The sequence below is a fragment of the Microbulbifer sp. ABH2_005 genome (genome assembly GCF_056160005.1).
This window is the reverse complement of sequence record NZ_JBSWWI010000001.1, coordinates 1,901,330-1,920,821: the sequence shown is the minus strand read 5'-3', so window position 1 is coordinate 1,920,821 and position 19,492 is coordinate 1,901,330. Positions and strand designations below refer to the sequence as shown.

The window sequence follows — 19,492 nt, the reverse complement described above, 5'->3', positions numbered from 1 at the left end:
CCATAATGAAGACATCTCAAGTCATGGAGGTGCACCATTACTGCTTTGATGAAAATCCAGCTGGTTATTTAAACATTGCCAATATAAATGGTTTTAAAAGGAGTCATTATTAGTGATTTTTACGCCCTGCTGCCAGATTTCATAATCAAGAAAATTCAGCGCTTTGAAACATCCCAGCTCATCAACCAATAGCAAAAAACAAGAAATTACTTGCAACCTATCAGGAGCGCCATCACTTAGAAAATAAGAGGGTATTATCAGGCAAAATTCGTTACATTTTCGATAAATAATAAAGAATTTTTACGCCCCATTTTTCCCAAGAAAATTTCTCAAACTTTTCCTGCACAACACCAAAGCTTCTCTATACTCTGCTCAGCCGGATGGATAACTGACACCTAAAGCATTACCCCGATAATTGGCACCTGATTTATTTCCGGCCGGCTGAACTGTAAATGAGATTTTTTAAATCTCAATATTCTCACCCCAGAAACAATGAAATACCCGGACGATAGATTTTTATATCGATAAAGGCCTACTTAAGGAGTACGTTCATGTACCAACCATATGCTTACGGACAAGGAAATTTTGGACAACCGCTCAGCTACGCAACCTCACCGATTAATACAGTTGCCGGATTTTCCAACCAATCACCTTACCAAGCTGCACCACAGATGAACCCACAAGGGTTCCTGGGTGATATTGTTAGCCGTGCAGCACCAATAATTGGTGGAATCGTTGGAGGACCTCAAGGCCAACTGATTAATTCTCTTGGCGGACTGGGCCAGCTACTTCCTTTTCAGGCGCTGCCACAAATTCATCCACAATTTGCACAGCAGATGGCGCCACAAAATTATCTCGGGGAGATAATTAATCGCGCAATGCAACAACTTGGGGGATATATGGGCGGTCCTCAGGGCCAATTCAACAACATTGAGAATAACCTCAGCCAGCTTCTACCCTACCAAGCTGCACCTCAGTTCTCCCCCCAGGGCCTCCTTGGTGAACTGATAAGTCGTGCGGCACCTGCTATTGGTAACTACATTGGCGGCCAACAAGGCCAATTTCTGAATAATGTGGCACGCTTAGGTCAGTTACTGCCATTTCAAGCATTACCGCCGTTAGCTCAACAGTTAGCGACACAACCCTACTTAATCAGCCTACAAGGTCAGTTTTCGCCTTTACACCAAACTCAAGAACAATTTGGCGGCTTCCCAAACCAGATGATGAATCCTACTGGAGGATTCGGTCAACCAACCCCTTTTCAGATGATTCCGCAGCAACATTACCAGGGGTTTCAAAACTTTGGCGGCATTGGCCAGCCCTACCCATTCCAGGCCATGCAACAACCTAATTCAGCATTCCAACAACAATCATATTTACACTGATCGTATAGGACTATAAGTGGCGGGTAATCCGCCACTTTTTTAATTAGGTTAATATTTCTTTTCAGAGATTTGACCATATTTTTTGCATAGCTGACTTCTATATCATTTTGAAACAAAGAGTTTAGAGAAAAATAATGAAGAAATTTGAGCAGTATGTGGCTATCCCAAATCGCAAGGCATTAGCTACAACGATTGAGCTGGAAGAATTGGCTAGGGAGGCAGAAAATTGCCCAGATGTGAAAGAGGTCATTTTACGCAAAAGTAATGTCACTCTTCGGGCCACCCCAGATGCTATTGAAAACCTGAAGAAGAAGTTAGGCGGTAAAGTGATTATTGACCCAGACAGCCCTATCCAGCCAATCAATTAATAATGAATACCTTATCGACTCATTACTTTCAGACTCTAAGTACACGCTGACAAACAGTACCGCACTGAAAGCGAAGGAACATAAACATGACTGAATCCCGACAAGAAAAGGCCGCAGGAGAAACTTCGGTCGAGGTTGCAGAAAAGGTAGAGCTACTTATTTCACCCCGTAGAAGTCAAATTGCGAAGTCCATGGGTATACAACCATTAAGCGCGGGGTCGATGCACAATGTAATCTCATACATTGCAAAGCAACCAGGTTGTGAAGTACTTCGTGAAATCAGACCAGGAAGAAAGTTAAAAACACTTTCAACCGCTGATGAAGCAACAAACATCTACAAAGTACGCATGGATGTTGACGCTGCCGCAACACTCTACCAAACAGCTCCACCTAATGTTGCAGTGGAGTTGGATTCACTACTTTCCTATGGGCAGGCAAACTTTTCTCCCAGCTTCACCGCAATTTTTGCCCAGCAACCCGGCCTCCTACGGGAGTATCACGCTAAGGCACAACAAGTTCGACTTCGGGTTGTCGGCTCAAAAGGCGAACCCATTCGGGATGCGCAGGTTATTGTAGAAAGCGCAGGATTTCCACAAGAGGGAGTGACCAATAATAAGGGTGAAGTGGCACTGAATATTTTTGCCCAAAGTGGCGGGGCCCAGATTAAGTCTCTACTCATCCGTCCCGCAAAAGATTTTTGGAATAAATACATTCGCTGCCCGTCGCTGTCATTGACAGGAGTGAACCTGGTTAAGTTGCACTCGCTCAGCGAGGCAATTCCAAGTTTCCCCAATAATACGCCCTATGGTTGGGGGCAAAAATTCATGGGCTTGGACCAACTACCTGATGAATATACGGGCAAGGGAATAAAAATCGCCATTATTGACTCAGGTGCGGACAACCAGCATCCGATCCTTTCACACCTAAAAAATGGTGTTGACGTTACCAACAATTATGATACTAAAAGTTGGGCGGAAGATATCGTAGGCCATGGAACGCACTGCGCAGGCATTATTGCTGGCCAGCCATCCGGGACAGATGCTATTCGCGGCTTTGCCCCAGAAGCAGAAATTTATGTATTCAAGGTCTTCCCTGGAGGCCAATTTAGCAGCCTGATTGATGCCCTCGCCCACTGCATCGAAATTGGCGTTGATGTCGTCAATATGAGTTTGGGGAGCTCAGATTCTTCAGATGCGGTTGAGCAGCAAATTGAAGATGCCGTTCAACATGGAATCGCTTGTATTGTTGCCGCTGGCAATTCCGGTGGCCCTGTGCAGTATCCGGCAAGGTCCCCTAACGTGATGGCGGTGGGGGCAATAGGAATGCTTAATGAGTTTCCAAGAGATTCCTGGGATGCACAAACGGTTATCGCATCAACGGTAACCGCCGATGGTGTTTTCTTACCCACATTTGGTTGTCATGGACCGGAAATATCTGTTGCAGCCCCTGGAGTCGGCATTGTATCGGCAGTACCCGATAAAGGTTTTGATGTGCAGTCTGGTACATCCATGGCGGCACCTCATATCACTGGTCTTGCTGCCCTGCTACTTGCCCATCACCCACTATTCAAAGCTTCTTTAAGGCAGCGCGATGCTGCACGTATTACCGGACTTTTCCAACTGATCCGATCTCTGACATCGCCTTTGAATCTGGGAGCAGAAAGAATTGGGGCAGGTGTTCCCAAGCTCTTTGGGGTCGATACGGTATTTGAATCAGCCAAAGAAATGGCCGCAGGTGAAAGTGTGGGAGTATCCTCAGCTCAGACTACAGGCCCTCAGGCATCTCCCTACACTGGATTTACCGTTGCCCCCATACAGGGTTTTTCAGGTGCTGCAACCAATTGGTCTGGCCAATTTGTTCCCAACGCCTATTACGGGGCGGATGTCCGAGCAATGCCTCCCCAGCAACCTGTGATGGGTACCTTCCCGGATGGCTTTGCCTTTGGCCCCTATGGTGCGCCTTTTGTGGACCCGCGAGCGATTCGCTTTTGGTAACCTAGATAAGCGGGGCCACAAATTTATGTGACCCCTCTTTACAATATCGCTTAATTTTCGACCTAAAACCCACCTCTTCTCTCAGATTGCAGATTCGCCATTCGCGAATCTGCTCGCCTATCTACAGCAAGGTTTCATCTCCCTAACCCCCAGTCCTTATTAACCAATGGGTGTTCAAAATAGATAAAAGAAAGATGATAACGGTTTTATAAGTGTATTTATTTAATGACTTATTAGTCACAAATCCCTATTTCATTCCTCATCCCGCCTATACCAGTAATCCTGCATTATGAGTCGATGTGACCCATTTGCTTGATGGCGACATGCCGGCACCTGTAGGCTTAAACATTGTCCAAATTGACACTTGTTGGATACTCTGCCAGATAATGATGCTTAAAAGACTCTTCTCCTTTTCTCTGCTCGCTCTACTTCTCACTCCTGCTGCCAGGGCTTATGAGCTTCTGTACACAGCAACAATTGATCCTGAAACCAAGCTAGCCCGAGTCGAGTTAGCCTTAAAAGGGGAAGACATACCTAGCAAGCTTGTCCTTAACCTATCATCAGGGCGCTATAAAGACCTTAAAAGTACACAAGATCTACAGGAGAAAGGCGATAAAGCGATCTGGCGAACTGAGGGCAACGAGTCAAAACTCAGTTACAGTTTTGTCATCGACAATCAAAGGAAAAATGGTGGCTATGACTCTCGCATCACCAAAGACTGGGCGATTCTCCGTAGTGACAAATTAATTGCGCCAATTTCTGCAACTAGTAGCGGGCGTTCATCAGATACCCGCCTGAAATTGGTGATGCCCGAAGGCTGGTCTTCAGCTCTCCCCTACCCTGAAATCGAAGATGGTCTCTATCAGATATCAGACCCTAAACGACGCTTCGTAAGACCCAAGGGGTGGATGATTGTTGGCAAGATTGGCAGCCGTCAAGATTATATATCCGGTACCGATACCAGAATCTCCGGCCCGAAGGGACAAAACATTCGTCGCCAGGATGTGCTCGCCTTTCTCAATTGGAACCTACCGGAGCTAAAGAAAATTTTCCCGCTCTTCCCGGATCATTTATTGATCGTCACTGCCGATGATCCGATGTGGCGTGGCGGCCTCTCAGGTACACGCTCATTATTTATGCATGCCGATCGACCATTGATCAGCGGAAACCGTACCAGCAGCATGATCCATGAACTCATACATGTGGGTACAGGTATTCATGGTGACGACCAGAGCGATTGGATTGTTGAAGGTATCGCTGAATTTTACTCTCTCGAAATCTTGAGGAGGACTGGGGGTATTAGCGATGACCGCTACCAGGAAGCTATGGACAAACTTACACGCTGGGGTAAAAAGGCCCCCTCTCTATTAGTGAAGCGCTCTTCAGGACCTGTTACAGCCCGTGCAGCGGGGGTGATGCTTGAACTAGACAAAGAAATACGTGAGGCGAGCAACGGAAAAGCCAGTATTGATGAAGTTGCGAGGGCGTTGGCGAGCACCCGCGGAGAAGTTACCCTGGAGAGATTCAGAAAGCTATCGGAGCAGGCCGCGGGTAGACCGGTGAAAACTCTCGCCTTAGAGAACCTAACCTCTAAAAGTAACAAGATCCTCAAAGACCAGGCAAAAAAAAGCCCTGACGACGGGGGGGGAGAGCGTCAGGGCCAAGACCATTAGGAGTGAAACTTGGAGGATTTCATCCTTGCTACACTGCGGGCAAGTACCATCCTGGTGTGCCCTACCAGCATTACAAAACACGTTTGGGGGGGAGACGTGTTAGCCAGATAAAGACAGTATCGAACACCCTCAAGGGATTTCCAGCACCCTCCAAAATAAATTAAGAACAAATGGAAATAGGTTCATCTGCAGCAGTACTAAAAGTTATTACGTCTATTGCCAGAAGGTCATCCGTGCACTTTCCAGACTTTTTTCCTCAACTTTTACAATTTGTTGAAATCAACGCTTGACTAATCTTCGATAGTCCATAGAATAGCGCCCTCTTACGCAGCCAAGTGCACGTAAGTATAAGAAAACGCTAGGATTTTTCAGATTTATCAGATAGAATTCGCAGCGTTCTCATCCACACAAGATGTGGAACAAAGGCTAGGTGGCAGAGTGGTCATGCAGCGGACTGCAACTCCGTGTACGCCGGTTCGATTCCGACCCTAGCCTCCATTTTTCCTTTTCATTGCAGACTCCTGTGAACTGCATTGAGAGTGAGGACTCCGGGAAGAGCAAAAGCGCTAAAATCCCCCCTCGCAAAGGACCTGCCCGGGTGGTGGAATTGGTAGACACAGGAGACTTAAAATCTCCCGGCCTCACGGCCGTGCCGGTTCAAGTCCGGCCCCGGGCACCACACACTCATATCAGCATCAATAACTTACATTTCTTTTAGTGCAAATTTGGAGTACTCCATCTGAAGCGCTACCCCTCTCAATCCTCAGGCTCTCGCGGCAAGAAGATTTTCGTTGATTGATAAATAGCTACCCTTCTCCCTTACATCACTTTACAGTCTTTACTGAGCCCCTCCCCTGATCACAGCATTTAAAACCAGCCTAGCCCTGTAATTGCTTTCGCAAAATAGTCAAACCGCTAGACTTCAATGCTGACCAGCTTAAAAATTCGCCTTTGGCATAAAGTGGAAAGATGTATGGCTGAAATTGACCTCAAGGCAGCATGAGAGAGGCTTGTAAACTGGTGGTCACCGAAGGTTTGGCTCAATTTACCCGCTAGCAAAAAGGATTTTCAACATCCGTATCAGACAAGAACAATCATACAAGCCAGGTAAGATCACCCTTACTGGCAGCTTTATGAATCGTGTAGATTTCCGAGGATTATGAGAAATAAATTGATTTATATAATGGCCATTTTTATGGCTGTATGCGGGACAGGATGTGCGAGCCAAGAGGATCTTCTCCATGCTGACCTTTGGTCCGATGATTCCTATATAAACATGCCTAGCAACGATAGGGCTACCCAAGATCTAGGGAAGACACCTCGAGCTAAAATGTTAGAGCAACGAAAGATCGATAAAGAGCGGAAAAATTGATCGTTAAAAGATCAGCTGCTCAATGATTTAATTTTAGGTAGAGATGGCAAAATTAATTCTTAGCCTAATGCCGCTAGTATTCAAAGTGTGATGTGCTAGCGAATCCATAACAAAGCTAACAAATTCATTACGGCCGCAAAAAACGCAGCCTACACCAGACTTCTTTCATTTTGCTCCAGCAGCCGTCTATGGTGACATTAAGCATCAAATAAGCAACGAGTGGAATATATGAGAGTTAATGAGCTCGAGGAAATTATTAGCATGGTATTTTAGGGGGCAACGGTCGCTGACCAGACTTTTTCTAATTTTTGTTCGACTCTCAAGCTGTACTATTCTGAAGAAAAGTATATGTCTATCACAGATATAGAACTTGCTAGAGATGGTAGCACTGCTAACTTTTCTACCTCAGACCCTGAGGCAAAAAGTTACTTTTTTGCTGAGAAAAAATTTGAACCCTCCAAAAAAATGGTGCTGCGTTTCGGTATACGCGGCAGGCTTGGTTCAAGTACAAATTGATCTAAAAAGTAGGGTTAATGCGGAAACCAAAGTTACCATAAATACTAAAAAGCCAGCACAGTCACAGTCAAGGGCAGCTACATAACCGGATTATGAAGACCCTTCTCTCTGGGAGTGAAAGCATGTTGAGAGTCAAGGAAGGCGCGTTATTTGACTTTTATCCCGAAGCGCTCAACAAAGCGATGTATCCGACGTCTTATTTTGTGCGTGTTTTTTCACTGCCGCTGCAATCCAATTATTGCGTTAAAAATATACAAAATAAATCGCACTAGATTGCGGCGCTGGATTTGCCATGGCCAAATTTATTGAAACCTATAATCACCAGAATCGGATAGGCGTAATGATAGAGTTCGCCTGCTCGGATGCTTGGGCTTTCGAAACCGATGAATTTCGTGAATTTTCTCGCGATATCGCTTTGCATATTGCAGCAAATGGTGAACTTCAAGAGCCTCTGGTTACACAGCTATTCTTGAAAGAGCCATCTGAAACGGTGGGACACCAGTTTAAAGAGATCTCAAATAAGCTAGGTGTAAAAATCACCATAGCCAAGTATGAGTATTATGATGCCTCAAAAATCTAACAGGTTCTTGTTGTCACCGCAAAAAGAGCAGCTAGAACCGACACTTCGGCTCCATATATAGAAGTTAATACTATGGATTTAAACTGGAACCCATTTCTTGAGTAGAACCAATGCTGTATTCCAGCTATAGCTTAACAAAGCGCCAAATGAGCCAGAAAACTAAGCATAAGAAAATAGGGGTAATACTTGGCTCAATAGCGTTGGCATTAGCTATATTGGCCTTCATTCTCGGATCCGCACCATTTACCCCAGCATTAGCTCTTCTCTTTATCACTGCTCCACTGGCCTTAATCGCAATTCTGCTAAGAGCATGGCGCTTGGCGATACTTACCTTGTATTTTTCATTGGCAGCATGGAATGTAGTACCATTAGCTAGAGTATTAGCTTTTAGAATTGACCATCTTCTCGTTATTATGGGATTATTTGGATTCTTGATGTCAGCCATATTGTTTTTTAGTTATGTGCGAGCGAGCAGCGCCGCTTAACAAGTAATTATGATTTTTCACCCTTACGACTTTAGGCATTTACTCCTAAAGAAAAACTCCCACAAACAACGCTCAACTCTGGCTAACACAAAAGACAGCTCCCCTACCTAGCGGTTTAGGCAGGCGATGAAAACTCCTGCCACACCTTCCACCAGTTTTAGAGATCTACACCATTTGAAAACAGAGCCTATTAGCCAAAATTACGATGGTCCGGTTCATCGCCTGTATGGCTCCCCACATCAGCCAGACGATTGCCGCATGTTATCTTTAAGTATGGTGCCCGCCTAAGTACTTCTGGGGGGGGATGCTATGCTCTACCGGGAACGCTGCCTTACAACAACATACGATGACTTTGCAGGCAAAAAACTACTGACTCAATTGAACATCTAGTCAGCTCACGAAATACGAGAGAGCACAAGAATTAACCATTCAGAACTGACCGAGCCCTATATCATCAAAATTATGTTGGGCTAGAAACTACAAGGCCAGTGATAAATCTATGCCCACCATGACTACCTGAAAAACAAATCGAAATCTACATAAAGTCGAGGGAATAATTAATGGTTACGCAATTTTTTGCACTAAAATTTATAGATCGTAGGCATGCTGACTACTACACAAGGGTTAATACATAGAGGGAAGCCTAATGAAAAAATCAATTTTTTATTATATAGCAATCATGATGATAGCTACTTTTGGAAGTACGAATACCTTATCCGCAGAGACTTCAACAGGGGAAATTAAGAGAATCTACCCTAGTAAAGCAGGCTATGTGTTCTTCAGGTTAAAAAATGATGCCTGTATAACCGGCAGCCAGTACTATTATTTTGAGATGAACGAGGAGGGTCCAATGGGTAAGTATGCATCTAAAAACTGGTATTCAATGCTTCTTGCGAGCGCTATGGCAGGCAAAGAAATTTCTGTTAGCGTGAGCTCTTGCCCCTCCACAGGCAATGTCGAAATAAACTACATATACCAAGAATACTAACTCTGCGTAAAATTCTTAGTGTTGAAGTTTCCACTAACTGTTTAAACCACCGCCCTAGGCAATCCCCTTCCTGGTCGTTTAGGCAGGTGATGTTAACTCCTGCCTCTCTTCCACTTCTCCTGAATGCTTCAACCACTAGAAGCAGCGACATGAAGCTAAACTTATTATTTATTCGGTCCATAGTCTACATACTCACCCCAGCCCTAAAAAGGCCCAAGACTGTAAACAGAAACTCGCTCAAGGAAGATAATTCAGGAAAAAGTCCCGCATATTTTCCCCCATCACTTTGCGAATCTCCGTCTCTGTAAATCCTTGTCGCAACATTTCAGCGGTTAATACATTCAGATTCCCAACATCAAATGAGACTTCAACGCTGCCATCATAATCCGATCCAAGTGCAACATGATCTACTCCCAGCAGATCTATGGCATAACGAAGTGTTTTGGCAATATTACCTGGGCTGTTATCACATACCGCCCCCGTCCAAAAGCCGATGCCTATCAAGCCGCCCCGCTCAGCGACTTCTTGCATCAAGCCATCGCTAATGTTGCGCGGTGAGTTACAACTGCCTTTCAACCTTGTATGGGAAACGATTACGGGACGTTCACTCAGCGTCAATACATCCATCACTACAGACTCAGAGGAGTGAGCGACATCAATAATCATGGAGCGGCGATCCATCTCCTGAACGGCTGCGCGGCCAAACGCCGTCAAACCTGCTCCATTTTGCCCATGCAATGAACCACCCAACTCATTATCAAAAAAGTGTTGCAGCCCCATCACCCGAAAACCGGCATCATATAAGCGTTCAATGTTAGACAAATCACCTTCCAGTGGATGGGCTCCTTCAATACCAAGAATTGCCGCAAGAGTATTAGCTCCCTGCTCCCTCCCCTTAAGAACCTGACGCAGATCTTCAGCGGTATAAACAACATGGAACTGTTCAGGCTCGGATCTTTGTAAAGCACTTACCCGCTCGGAGTGGTAAAGGGCTCTCTCAAGTAAACTATCCCAGGTTCTGGGCGGCCACCCCTGCGCAACCGCAAGCAGGGTAATATTATCCCGAGCATCTGCAGAATTTTCGCTATAGTTCTGGCCTTGGGGAGACTTGGTGACTGAAGTAAAAACCTGTATCCCAAGATTACCCCGTTGGGCCCTAGGCAGGTCCAGATGACCATAATCAGCCTCCTTTGATAGGTCACGAGCCCAGAGGAAACTATCCGCATGCAAATCACCAATAACAAGTGAACTATGCAATGCCTTGGCTTGCTCTGAAACCTCAAGGGAATCACCTGAGGCCACCTTGTTTAATTTTTGCTCAACCCCTGGAATCAAAAGCCATTTCCAGCTTGCGAACAATACCAGTGCCAGTGTTGTCAAACTTAAAAACCACTTCTTCATTATGATTTCCAGATATCAGTAGTGTTGCCCAATGTTGTGGTTATAACCGATGAAGGCGTGGTATGTCAGGAGCTATGTAGATTAATAAATGATCAGCAGGCAATATACGTCCAAGATGATCAAAATATGTTCACCCAGCCAACTTAACCGGTGAATAAACAAGTGGATAGAGGATTAGGGAATCACAGTGGAAAAAAACTACCGACTCACACTATTGCTATTGATTGTAATGCTCTTTAGCGCTAGCGGCTGTTCGACACTCTCACCAAATTTCCAAAAACCCGAAGTGGAAGTTATTGCGGTACAACCCCTGCCTGCAAGGGCTGGTAACAACCTAAGGTTCCGAATTCACCTTAGGGTTTTCAATCCCAATAATAGTGAGCTGGCTCTTTCGGGTCTTTTCTATACCCTGCGGCTCGGCGGGCATAAAGTCTTAACCGGCACGTCAAACAATCTTATGCCTATTTCTCCCTATGGTCAGGACGACATTGCGGTGGATGCAACAGCCAGCTTGGTAGGCTCTATCTTTGCAGCAGCTGACTTCATTAACTTGAACCAAGACTCTATCCCTTATGAGCTGGAAGCAAAGATCGGCTTAAGTAGGTCACTACTCCCCTCAATCAAAGTAAATAGAAGTGGGGTGATTAGCCTGAACCAGTATCAGTGAACCTTCTGCAAAATTTACCAGCAACCTTATGATGCTATCGGCACTAGGTTGGTTACTATTTTTTTAAGTAACAATATGAAGGTGGGTATCTACTACCCACCTATTTACATAAGCCTCAAATTTGCTTGGTGAGAATCAAAGACATTACAAAGTTGCCCATAGGGGCTCCATTATGGCTCAGGAAACCTTCATCGGGGAGCCTCTGGGAGGCGTAGAGCTTTGTGTTATACCTAATATCAAAACCAAACTCATAAGTCCCACGGCCAAAGAAAACACCAAGGTTTGTTAGTGTTACCTCTCTCTCTGGAGTTACACCATAACTGAAGATTTTTGTCCCACTTTTTACCTTCGAGTTACCTTCCATCAATACATTTCTTTGGACAGTTTTATGTTCCAATCCAGCCTTTAAATACCAATATCGCTCTCTTTCCGAAAATAAAGACACTGCACGGAAAGTCGGCAAGAAGCTACCGAATAACAGGTGAACCCCAGCACCATAATCCCTTACGATGTTACCTGTTTTCCACCGAAGGTATGGCACTAACCGGTAGCTTGTTCCACCAAGACTTCCCTGTAGTAGTCGGTAATCCATCTTCAGCTCTGGCATCAGGCCCCACTCATTGAAAACCTGTGAATCCCATCCATCAGGTGGGGACGATGAGACCAACCAATGCATTAACTTCTGAGTTTCACGAGCACCTGCCCTAGGGCCAACGGTTCCAGCATCGAGAGTAAAATCGATCAACCATTGATCAGATAACAGGTATTTGTAGTTGACACCAAGATAGGTCCACCCCGCATAAGGGTGTTCATTATGGATAGGTTCTGATCTGCCAAGGTGATCTGGAGTATAAATCTCCTGACCAAACCGAAAGGTGTAAGGTTTAGCAACAGGACTCCAACGAATAAAGATGCCACCGGTATAGTCCCGATCCGTCTGGAAAGGAGCATCATTTTCCAACTCAATCTGCAACTTACCTCTTGGAGGTTCATCCGCGTAGAGTGCAAAGTGATAACAGAAGATTGATAGCCCAATAGTCAAAATGGAGCATGTTTTTAATATGCACTTCACCCTTAACCTACCCCTTCCTATATTTAAAAGAATTTCGCCAGGTCAACTCATGCGATTAGTACGCCACTGCACATAACATCAGGGTTCGACATCCCTTTAGAACCCCACCAAAGGAAGCGGTGTGATCTCAATAATGAATGGCTTCACTCTCAAGTAGCCGCTATGTCAGCACCGAACGGCTTTTCACACTCGCGATTGGAATACCACTCAACCCAATCACCACCTACTAAGTAAAAGACGACACAGTAGAGCACTGGGGCAATTAAGCTCATCATTGAGAACCATTAGCCCAGTTCATCACTGTAGAAGACAGATAAAGAGGAAAGGATGCTTCTAGCGGCAGGTAAGAAATCTATGTGACAAACTCTTCACATCAGAGAATTTGCCATCCTGCTGGTAGTGAAAGAGAAAAATTGGAGAGGGGAAAGTAAAGGGGGAAGTAAAGAGAGCAACGCTCCGTGCAAATAGCACGGAGCGTCGGGAGGTCGTATTTTAATTATGACGACTTGTGATTATCCGCCATTAAAACTGGCCAGGCCGCCCGCAGATACATCACCATAGTCCACAAAGTAAGCGCAGCGGCTATATACAGCAACAAGTAGCCCAGGCTTTCCATCACAGGGAAATCACGAACATCGAAAGCCAGTAATACGATAATGGCTGCCATTTGTGCCGTTGTTTTAATCTTGCCGACATAAGACACAGCAACACTACTGCGTTGCCCCAACTCAGCCATCCACTCACGCAAGCCCGATACCGCAATTTCACGGCAAATAATGATGGCTGCAGCCACGGTAAACCAAGCACTCTTATGAAGACCCACTAGTAACACCAGCGCAGTAGCCACCATCAACTTGTCGGCAACAGGATCGAGAAAAGCACCAAAGGCCGTACTCTGATTGAGTTTTCTTGCCAGATAGCCATCCAGCCAATCAGTGGCTGCAGCAGCGGCAAAGATGACCGCAGAAGCGATGTAGCTCCATTTGTAGGGTAAATAGAAAACCAAAACCAAGACAGGTATCAGTGCGACGCGAAGCAGTGTGAGTTGATTGGCGAGTGTCATGCTTTTCTCTATTCTTGCGGAAGGCGTACGTTATCAAGCCATGAGGCAAATTGAAACGCTCATTGGGAAACCCGGAGAAAAATCCGCTGCCTTTACCCTGCACCTTTATTCATGGTGAAGTGCCGAGTATATATCCTGTGCGAGCTTACGACTGATCCCCTCTACGCTCGCGATCTCAGTTACTGTCGCCTTCTTGATTTCCTGCAACCCACCAAAATGGCGAAGCAGTGCGCGCCTGCGTGCTGGCCCCACCCCTGCAACCCCCTCCAGCGGAGACTCCCTACGCTTTTTGTCACGCCTTGCGCGGTGGCCGGTAATGGCGAACCTGTGTGCCTCATCTCTAATCTGTTGAATTAGGTGTAACGCAGGAGAATCGGCGGAGAGTACCAGCTCTTTGTTACTGGAAACGATATGCAAGGTTTCAAAGCCCGCTTTACGGGTTGTGCCCTTGGCCACTCCGATAATCTGAACACCCACGACCCCAAGACCGTTAAGGGTGTCGACCGCCTGGCTGACCTGCCCCTTGCCACCATCTATTAATAGGATATTGGGAAACTTACCCTCACCTCCCGACAGACGCGTGTAGCGGCGTTTAAGCGCCTGCCCCATTGCAGCGTAATCATCTCCAGCCTGAATACCTTCAATATTAAAACGACGGTAGTCTGACTTAACTGGCCCGCCAGTATCAAAAACGACACAAGAAGCAACAGTGGCCTCGCCCGAAGAGTGACTGATATCGAAACATTCCAGGCGTTCGGGCAATTGCTCAAGACCAAGTACTTCTTGAAGTGTTTCAAAACGGCTGAACAACTTCTGCTGCGCCGCAGTGCGGCTACTCAAGTTTTGCTGAGCCGCCTGCTGAGCCATTTCCACCCAGGTTGCGCGCTTGCCCCGTAACTTATGGGTAACCGCAACTTCACGCCCCGCTTGAGCACTGAGCGCCTGTTGCAGCGGCACCAGATCCTCAATAGATTCCGATACTAGAATTTCGCGAGGGATTTCCCGTGGACTCCCCAGGTAAAATTGAGGGACAAAAGCCGAGAGTAATTCGGGATGGCTTAAACCCAAGCGCTCACTGGGAAAGTAGCTGCGACTGCCAAGAATTCTCCCCTGGCGGATAAAGAGTACATGCACACAGCAGCTACCGCCCTCGCTAGCGACACCATGGACATCTACATCCCCCGTATCCCCCTCCGCCACTTGGTGGGCCTGAAGGCGCCGTAGTGCGGATATTTGATCTCTCAAGCGTGCAGCCTTTTCAAACTCCAGCGTCTTTGAAGCTTCATCCATCTGATCCGCTAGCTCGCGGACAATGTTGTCGCTCTTACCGGCAAGAAACATTTCTGCATGACGAACATCCTGACGGTATTCTTCAGGGCTAATAAAGTCCACGCAGGGGGCCGTGCAGCGCTCAATCTGATATTGCAGGCAGGGTCTGGAACGGTTGCGGAAAACGCTGTCTTCACAGGAGCGAATACGAAAGGTCTTTTGCAAAAAGTTCAGGCTGTCGCGCACGGAGGAAGCATTAGGAAAAGGGCCAAAGTAGCGGCCTTTTTTCCGCTTTGCCCCACGATGCAGTGCGATACGAGGAAAGGTATCAACACTGGAAAGAAAGATGTAAGGATAGCCCTTATCATCTTTCAACATCACATTGTAAGGCGGTCGCTGGGACTTGATCAGGCTCTGTTCCAGCACCAGAGCCTCTGTTTCACTGCGGGTAACAGTTACCTCAATATTACAAATCTTCTGCACCAGCGCCATGGTCTTGGCGGTGAGCCCGGAGCTTCGAAAATAACTTGTAAGCCGGTTGCGTAAATTCTTCGCCTTACCCACATAGAGAATATGGTTATCGGCATCAAACATTTGATAGACGCCGGGCTTGCGGGTAACCGTAGAGAGAAAACGCTTGCTATCGAACATCTGACAACCGGTCTTGCAATTTCAGTGAACACACCGATCTTTAGAGTGCCGCTTCGGGGTCGAGTATTTGGTATTTAACAGCGAGCAGGGTCAGCTCTACATCACTATTAATATTCAGCTTCTCAAAAATCCGATAACGATAGCTATTGACAGTTTTTGGGCTGACCGAAAGTGACTTGGCTATCTCAGCGACTTTTGATCCATTCACAATCATATCGGCGGTTTGCAATTCGCGCTTGGAAAGTTTTTCAAAGGGAGACAGGCTGTCCGACTGACCAGAGACATTGCGCAGAGCCATTTTAGTGGCCATGGAGTTGCTGATAAAAACCCCACCGTTCATAACGGTGTGGATTGCACGCACCATTTCTTCGAGGTCAGCGCCCTTGGTCACGTAGCCCATAGCACCCGCCTGCATAAGGCGACCGGGAAACAGATCGTCATCCAGCGCACTGACAGCAACCACTTTCACTTGCGGGCAGCGGTTAAGCAGCTTTCGAGTAGCCTCCAAACCACCCATCCCAGGCATTTTTACATCCATCAGGATGACATCGACCGCAGCCTCGCGCACGAATTCCAGCGCTTCTTCGCCACAATTCGCCTCGCCAACAACTTCTATATCCTTGACGTCACTCAACATGCGCGAAATCCCCATTCGCACAAGGTCGTGATCATCCACCACTAAGACTTTGATCAAGCTATCCCCAACTACGGATAAGTGCAGTGGCTACGCAGCGTACAATCCCCTCGCGCGTGCTCTTTGAACTGCGTTCTTCTTTTTACTCACGGAGAAACTACCCCGTGTAGATCCACCCCAAGAATCCAGTCGAAACATACCAGACAAAAACGCTACTGCAAAGCGAAACCACCGTTTCAAATGCTGCTGAATGGTTGTTTCACCGCAGGATCTTGGTCTCTATATAGCGATTAATTATAGCTTAAAAACGTACCAAGTAATCTTCCTGCGCTCAAGTAGAGCTGTTCCGCACTAGCTGCGAAAAGATGAAACTTAAAAAAAATAAAATTCTTTTTAGTTTTTTAGAAATATATGAAAATTTTTTAATTTCTTTAAGTTATAACACTATGATACACAGAAATCAGCATAAAGACCTGCCGATGAAGCTTGCAGGACGGAGGGAACTACATAACTCTGTCTCAGAAAACCCAACCCGGGCTCACTAAGCCTTAAGGGTAAAAACGCGGTTCAGGCTCGAGAGAAACACCAAATTTTGTGTGAATATCCTCAGCAATGTCGTGGGCAAGTTGAACTAATTCACCTCCAGCCCCCCTACCCGGATTAATCAGCACCAATGCTTGGCGTTCGTGCACACCTACAGCACTCCGTCGCAAGCCGCGCCAGCCAGCTCTATCGATTAACCAACCCGCCGCGAGCTTCCAATGCTCACCCGCTGCATAAGCAACTAAATCGGGATGTTCGGCTTTCAAATTCTGATATAGATCCGAATCCACTAGCGGGTTTTTGAAAAAACTACCAGCATTAGGGATTTGATCGGGCAAAGGAAGTTTGCTACTGCGGATATCTATAACTGCTTGCGCAACCTGAATTGGAGTGAGGTTGTCGATATCCCAGTCGTGCTCCGCCATATATTGGCGTAGTGCCGGGTAGTCTACTCGCGGTTGCCATTCTTGAGACAACTGTAGGTTCACCTGGGTAATAATATACTGATCCCGCAGGCGTCCCTTAAAAACACTGTCCCGATAGGCAAAGTCGCAATCGTCTTTGTCAAAATCATGCAGTTCACCAGTAGCAATCTCCACGGCCTGCAAGCTCATAAAGCGATCGCATAACTCGATACCATAAGCACCAATATTTTGAATCGGTGCCGCACCGATCTTACCGGGAATCAGTGCAAGATTTTCAAGTCCACCGATGCCATTGTTTACGGTAGTCATAACCAACTGGTGCCAGTTTTCTCCAGCAGCAGCTTCAATAGAATGGCTATTCGTTCTGGCCTGCAAAGACAGACCGCGCAAATCCACCTGGATAACCAGGCCGGGGAAATCCCCGGTCAACACAATATTACTACCACCACCCAGGGGCAAAATCGGTAGCTTCTTTGCCCGGGCAAAGGCCAGAGCTTCACGCAGCTCATCCAGGCTGCGGACTCTGGCAAAATGGGCACTGCGTGCCGAGATTGCCAGGGTATTGTGGGGTTGCAGGTCGATATCGGTTTCTATCATGAAAGTAATTTCTTAACCGAGAAGCTCGCGCATACGCTGGAGATCCTGCTCAGAGTCTACGCCACCAGGCACCTCCGCACAGGCATCAGCCACATGAATATTTTCATCGTGATATAAAAAGCGCAGCTGTTCCAAAGCCTCAAACTGCTCTAAAGGAGCCACCGGCCAAGTTACAAAACTCTGTAAAAGCGCTACTCGATAAGCATAGATACCAATATGCCTGCGTGGTTCCAGCCCTTGTGGGAGCTCATTGGCGTGAATAGCAAAGGCATCGCGGGGCCAAGGTATGGGTGCGCGGGAGAAATAGCGGGCCAATCCGGATTCCGCAGCGACCACCTTAACAATATTGGGGTTGCGGAAATCTTCCACGGTAAGAATAGGTTCGCACAAAGTCGCAACGCCGGCGTGGTTATTTCCTGCTAGGTTTGCAGCCACCTGGTTGATCACCTGTGCGGGAATCAAGGGCTCATCACCCTGTACATTAACTAAGATACGATCTCTTGCCAAACCGAGGTTATTGGCTACTTCCTGCAAGCGGTCGGTGCCTGATGCATGATCGGCAGAGGTCATGCACACCTCGCCACCAAAGCCGCGGACCGCTTCTGCTACTCGCATATCATCAGTAGCGATGATCACCCGCTCGGCATCACTCTCGCTGGCCCGCTCAAAAACATGCTGGATCATCGGTTTACCAGCAATATCAGCCAGGGGCTTGCCCGGCAGACGGCTGGAGCCAAAACGAGCGGGGATAATGACATCAAATGAATGTTTATTTTTCATCTCAAGAAAACTGTTGCAGGTGCTGGTGCACCTTTTGATAGAAAAGATCGGGTAATTTGGCGCGCACTTCCAGCGCCCACCAGTGGCTCTCCCAGAAATCGCGGCACTTTACCGCATCTTTCATCGTCATAATCACCGGGGTCTCGCCATCGAAGTGCAGCTCCTGGGGGCTAAACTGGTGGTGGTCCGCGAAGGACTGCTCCATCACCTTGTAGCCCATACGCTGTAACTCGCGGAAAAACCGCTGGGGATTACCGATCGCCGCCACCCCGTGACAGGGGCCAGGTTCAGGGCCGGAAGTTAAACGCAATGTGGAAGTCTGATCGAGGTTAAACTGATGCCAGCAAGAGGGTTCCAAGGTCATCTGGTATTCCAGCAGGGCCCCACACTGCTGCTTCACCCTGGCTTCGGGCTCACCATTACTCACCACCAAGTCGACGTTCTCTAGGCGGCTGGCCGGCTCACGCAGCGGGCCTCGCGGAAGCATGTGGCCATTGCCGAGGCCTCGGCTGCCATCCACCACACATATTTCCAGGCTACGCCAGAGACTATAGTGCTGCAGTCCATCATCAGAGAGGATGACATCGCACTGGTGGTAATCGATCAGTGCTCTCGCCGCTTCGCTACGATTGGGGGAGACCATCACCGGTACCCCAGTGATCAGGTGCAACATCAGCGGTTCATCACCGGATTCCAGAGGGTGTGACTGAGCCGTTACCTGATAGGGATATTGCTCTGCACGGCCACCATAGCCGCGGCTGACAATCCCAGGATTTTTGCCCCGCTCTTTTAGCCAACGCGCCAGCTCTGCCACCAGCGGCGTCTTACCGGCTCCACCGACAGTAATGTTACCTACAACAATGACTGGAACGGGCAAAGGTTCTGGAGGCGTCCGGGAACTGATGACTCTGCGCCGCTTACTGACACCGGTATAGAGCATCTCTAGAGGCGTAAGCAGAGATAAAGTAGGGCTTGTGCCGTCTTTCTTATACCAGCGTTTGTTAAACCAGTCTTCCAGTGACATCCAGT

The 19,492-nt window shown here is 47.2% G+C and carries 17 protein-coding genes and 2 tRNA genes; 10 read left to right on the top strand and 9 right to left on the bottom strand.

Annotated features, from left to right (window positions below):
- Positions 1–551 precede the first annotated feature (551 nt).
- The 8 genes from ACXAFI_RS08365 (at position 552) to ACXAFI_RS08330 (ending at position 7,888) form a co-directional block, all read left to right on the top strand.
- Positions 552–1,385: a hypothetical protein gene (locus ACXAFI_RS08365; protein ID WP_475108432.1), complete on the top strand. Its 834-nt coding sequence runs from the start codon at positions 552–554 to the stop codon at positions 1,383–1,385.
- A gap of 134 nt (positions 1,386–1,519) precedes the next feature.
- The gene (locus tag ACXAFI_RS08360) at positions 1,520–1,753 is read left to right on the top strand and encodes a hypothetical protein (protein ID WP_475108431.1); all 234 of its coding nucleotides are present in this window, start codon (positions 1,520–1,522) and stop codon (positions 1,751–1,753) included.
- 86 nt (positions 1,754–1,839) lie between these two features.
- The gene (locus ACXAFI_RS08355) at positions 1,840–3,747 is read left to right on the top strand and encodes a S8 family peptidase (protein ID WP_475108430.1); all 1,908 of its coding nucleotides are present in this window, start codon (positions 1,840–1,842) and stop codon (positions 3,745–3,747) included.
- Between the two features lie 386 nt (positions 3,748–4,133).
- Positions 4,134–5,420: a hypothetical protein gene (locus ACXAFI_RS08350; RefSeq protein WP_444922226.1), complete on the top strand. Its 1,287-nt coding sequence runs from the start codon at positions 4,134–4,136 to the stop codon at positions 5,418–5,420.
- A 424-nt stretch (positions 5,421–5,844) separates the two neighbouring features.
- Positions 5,845–5,918: transfer RNA gene (locus tag ACXAFI_RS08345), tRNA-Cys, on the top strand.
- 94 nt (positions 5,919–6,012) lie between these two features.
- Positions 6,013–6,099: transfer RNA gene (locus tag ACXAFI_RS08340), tRNA-Leu, on the top strand.
- A gap of 1,041 nt (positions 6,100–7,140) precedes the next feature.
- Positions 7,141–7,308, top strand: coding sequence for a hypothetical protein (locus ACXAFI_RS08335; protein ID WP_475108429.1), 168 nt, complete (start codon positions 7,141–7,143; stop codon positions 7,306–7,308).
- A 292-nt stretch (positions 7,309–7,600) separates the two neighbouring features.
- Positions 7,601–7,888, top strand: coding sequence for a hypothetical protein (locus tag ACXAFI_RS08330; RefSeq protein WP_444922228.1), 288 nt, complete (start codon positions 7,601–7,603; stop codon positions 7,886–7,888).
- A 124-nt stretch (positions 7,889–8,012) separates the two neighbouring features.
- Here ACXAFI_RS08330 and ACXAFI_RS08325 read toward each other — a convergent pair whose 3' ends face one another.
- Positions 8,013–8,333: a hypothetical protein gene (locus ACXAFI_RS08325; protein ID WP_475108428.1), complete on the bottom strand. Its 321-nt coding sequence runs from the start codon at positions 8,331–8,333 to the stop codon at positions 8,013–8,015.
- A gap of 686 nt (positions 8,334–9,019) precedes the next feature.
- Between ACXAFI_RS08325 and ACXAFI_RS08320 the strand changes: the two genes are divergently transcribed.
- Positions 9,020–9,361, top strand: coding sequence for a hypothetical protein (locus ACXAFI_RS08320; RefSeq protein ID WP_475108427.1), 342 nt, complete (start codon positions 9,020–9,022; stop codon positions 9,359–9,361).
- A gap of 237 nt (positions 9,362–9,598) precedes the next feature.
- On the opposite strand, the gene ACXAFI_RS08315 is transcribed toward ACXAFI_RS08320, so the two are convergent.
- Positions 9,599–10,762, bottom strand: coding sequence for a dipeptidase (locus ACXAFI_RS08315; RefSeq protein WP_475108426.1), 1,164 nt, complete (start codon positions 10,760–10,762; stop codon positions 9,599–9,601).
- A gap of 187 nt (positions 10,763–10,949) precedes the next feature.
- Between ACXAFI_RS08315 and ACXAFI_RS08310 the strand changes: the two genes are divergently transcribed.
- The gene (locus ACXAFI_RS08310) at positions 10,950–11,429 is read left to right on the top strand and encodes an LEA/WHy family protein (RefSeq protein ID WP_475108425.1); all 480 of its coding nucleotides are present in this window, start codon (positions 10,950–10,952) and stop codon (positions 11,427–11,429) included.
- A 115-nt stretch (positions 11,430–11,544) separates the two neighbouring features.
- On the opposite strand, the gene ACXAFI_RS08305 is transcribed toward ACXAFI_RS08310, so the two are convergent.
- The 7 genes from ACXAFI_RS08305 to lpxK form a co-directional block, all read right to left on the bottom strand.
- The gene (locus tag ACXAFI_RS08305; protein WP_475108424.1) at positions 11,545–12,501 is read right to left on the bottom strand and encodes a lipid A-modifier LpxR family protein; all 957 of its coding nucleotides are present in this window, start codon (positions 12,499–12,501) and stop codon (positions 11,545–11,547) included.
- Between the two features lie 496 nt (positions 12,502–12,997).
- A complete protein-coding gene (pgsA, locus tag ACXAFI_RS08300) occupies positions 12,998–13,564 on the bottom strand; it encodes a CDP-diacylglycerol--glycerol-3-phosphate 3-phosphatidyltransferase (RefSeq protein ID WP_475108423.1) in 567 nt (188 codons plus the stop codon).
- A gap of 105 nt (positions 13,565–13,669) precedes the next feature.
- Positions 13,670–15,484, bottom strand: a complete 1,815-nt coding sequence (uvrC, locus tag ACXAFI_RS08295; RefSeq protein WP_475108422.1) for an excinuclease ABC subunit UvrC — start codon at positions 15,482–15,484, stop codon at positions 13,670–13,672.
- 40 nt (positions 15,485–15,524) lie between these two features.
- Positions 15,525–16,178: a response regulator gene (locus tag ACXAFI_RS08290; RefSeq protein ID WP_475108421.1), complete on the bottom strand. Its 654-nt coding sequence runs from the start codon at positions 16,176–16,178 to the stop codon at positions 15,525–15,527.
- A gap of 488 nt (positions 16,179–16,666) precedes the next feature.
- On the bottom strand, positions 16,667–17,683 hold the full coding sequence (gene murB / locus ACXAFI_RS08285; RefSeq protein WP_475108420.1) for a UDP-N-acetylmuramate dehydrogenase: 1,017 nt from the start codon (positions 17,681–17,683) through the stop codon (positions 16,667–16,669).
- A 12-nt stretch (positions 17,684–17,695) separates the two neighbouring features.
- Entirely contained in the window at positions 17,696–18,463 is a 768-nt protein-coding gene (gene kdsB / locus ACXAFI_RS08280; protein ID WP_475108419.1) for a 3-deoxy-manno-octulosonate cytidylyltransferase, read from the bottom strand.
- Between the two features lies 1 nt (position 18,464).
- Positions 18,465–19,487 carry a tetraacyldisaccharide 4'-kinase gene (gene lpxK / locus ACXAFI_RS08275; protein WP_475108418.1) on the bottom strand — a complete coding sequence of 341 codons (1,023 nt, stop codon included), beginning with the start codon at positions 19,485–19,487 and terminating at the stop codon, positions 18,465–18,467.
- Positions 19,488–19,492: the final 5 nt, after the last annotated feature.

Excerpts from the sequence above, each read along its gene's own strand:
- ACXAFI_RS08365 (WP_475108432.1), top strand. The coding sequence starts at position 552 with ATGTACCAACCATATGCTTACGGACAAGGAAATTTTGGACAACCGCTC.
- ACXAFI_RS08360 (WP_475108431.1), top strand. The coding sequence starts at position 1,520 with ATGAAGAAATTTGAGCAGTATGTGGCTATCCCAAATCGCAAGGCATTA.
- ACXAFI_RS08355 (WP_475108430.1), top strand. The coding sequence starts at position 1,840 with ATGACTGAATCCCGACAAGAAAAGGCCGCAGGAGAAACTTCGGTCGAG.
- ACXAFI_RS08350 (WP_444922226.1), top strand. The coding sequence starts at position 4,134 with ATGATGCTTAAAAGACTCTTCTCCTTTTCTCTGCTCGCTCTACTTCTC.
- ACXAFI_RS08335 (WP_475108429.1), top strand. The coding sequence starts at position 7,141 with ATGTCTATCACAGATATAGAACTTGCTAGAGATGGTAGCACTGCTAAC.
- ACXAFI_RS08330 (WP_444922228.1), top strand. The coding sequence starts at position 7,601 with ATGGCCAAATTTATTGAAACCTATAATCACCAGAATCGGATAGGCGTA.
- ACXAFI_RS08325 (WP_475108428.1), bottom strand. The coding sequence starts at position 8,333 with ATGGCTGACATCAAGAATCCAAATAATCCCATAATAACGAGAAGATGG.
- ACXAFI_RS08320 (WP_475108427.1), top strand. The coding sequence starts at position 9,020 with ATGAAAAAATCAATTTTTTATTATATAGCAATCATGATGATAGCTACT.
- ACXAFI_RS08315 (WP_475108426.1), bottom strand. The coding sequence starts at position 10,762 with ATGAAGAAGTGGTTTTTAAGTTTGACAACACTGGCACTGGTATTGTTC.
- pgsA (WP_475108423.1), bottom strand. The coding sequence starts at position 13,564 with ATGACACTCGCCAATCAACTCACACTGCTTCGCGTCGCACTGATACCT.
- uvrC (WP_475108422.1), bottom strand. The coding sequence starts at position 15,484 with ATGTTCGATAGCAAGCGTTTTCTCTCTACGGTTACCCGCAAGCCCGGC.
- murB (WP_475108420.1), bottom strand. The coding sequence starts at position 17,683 with ATGATAGAAACCGATATCGACCTGCAACCCCACAATACCCTGGCAATC.
- kdsB (WP_475108419.1), bottom strand. The coding sequence starts at position 18,463 with ATGAAAAATAAACATTCATTTGATGTCATTATCCCCGCTCGTTTTGGC.
- lpxK (WP_475108418.1), bottom strand. The coding sequence starts at position 19,487 with ATGTCACTGGAAGACTGGTTTAACAAACGCTGGTATAAGAAAGACGGC.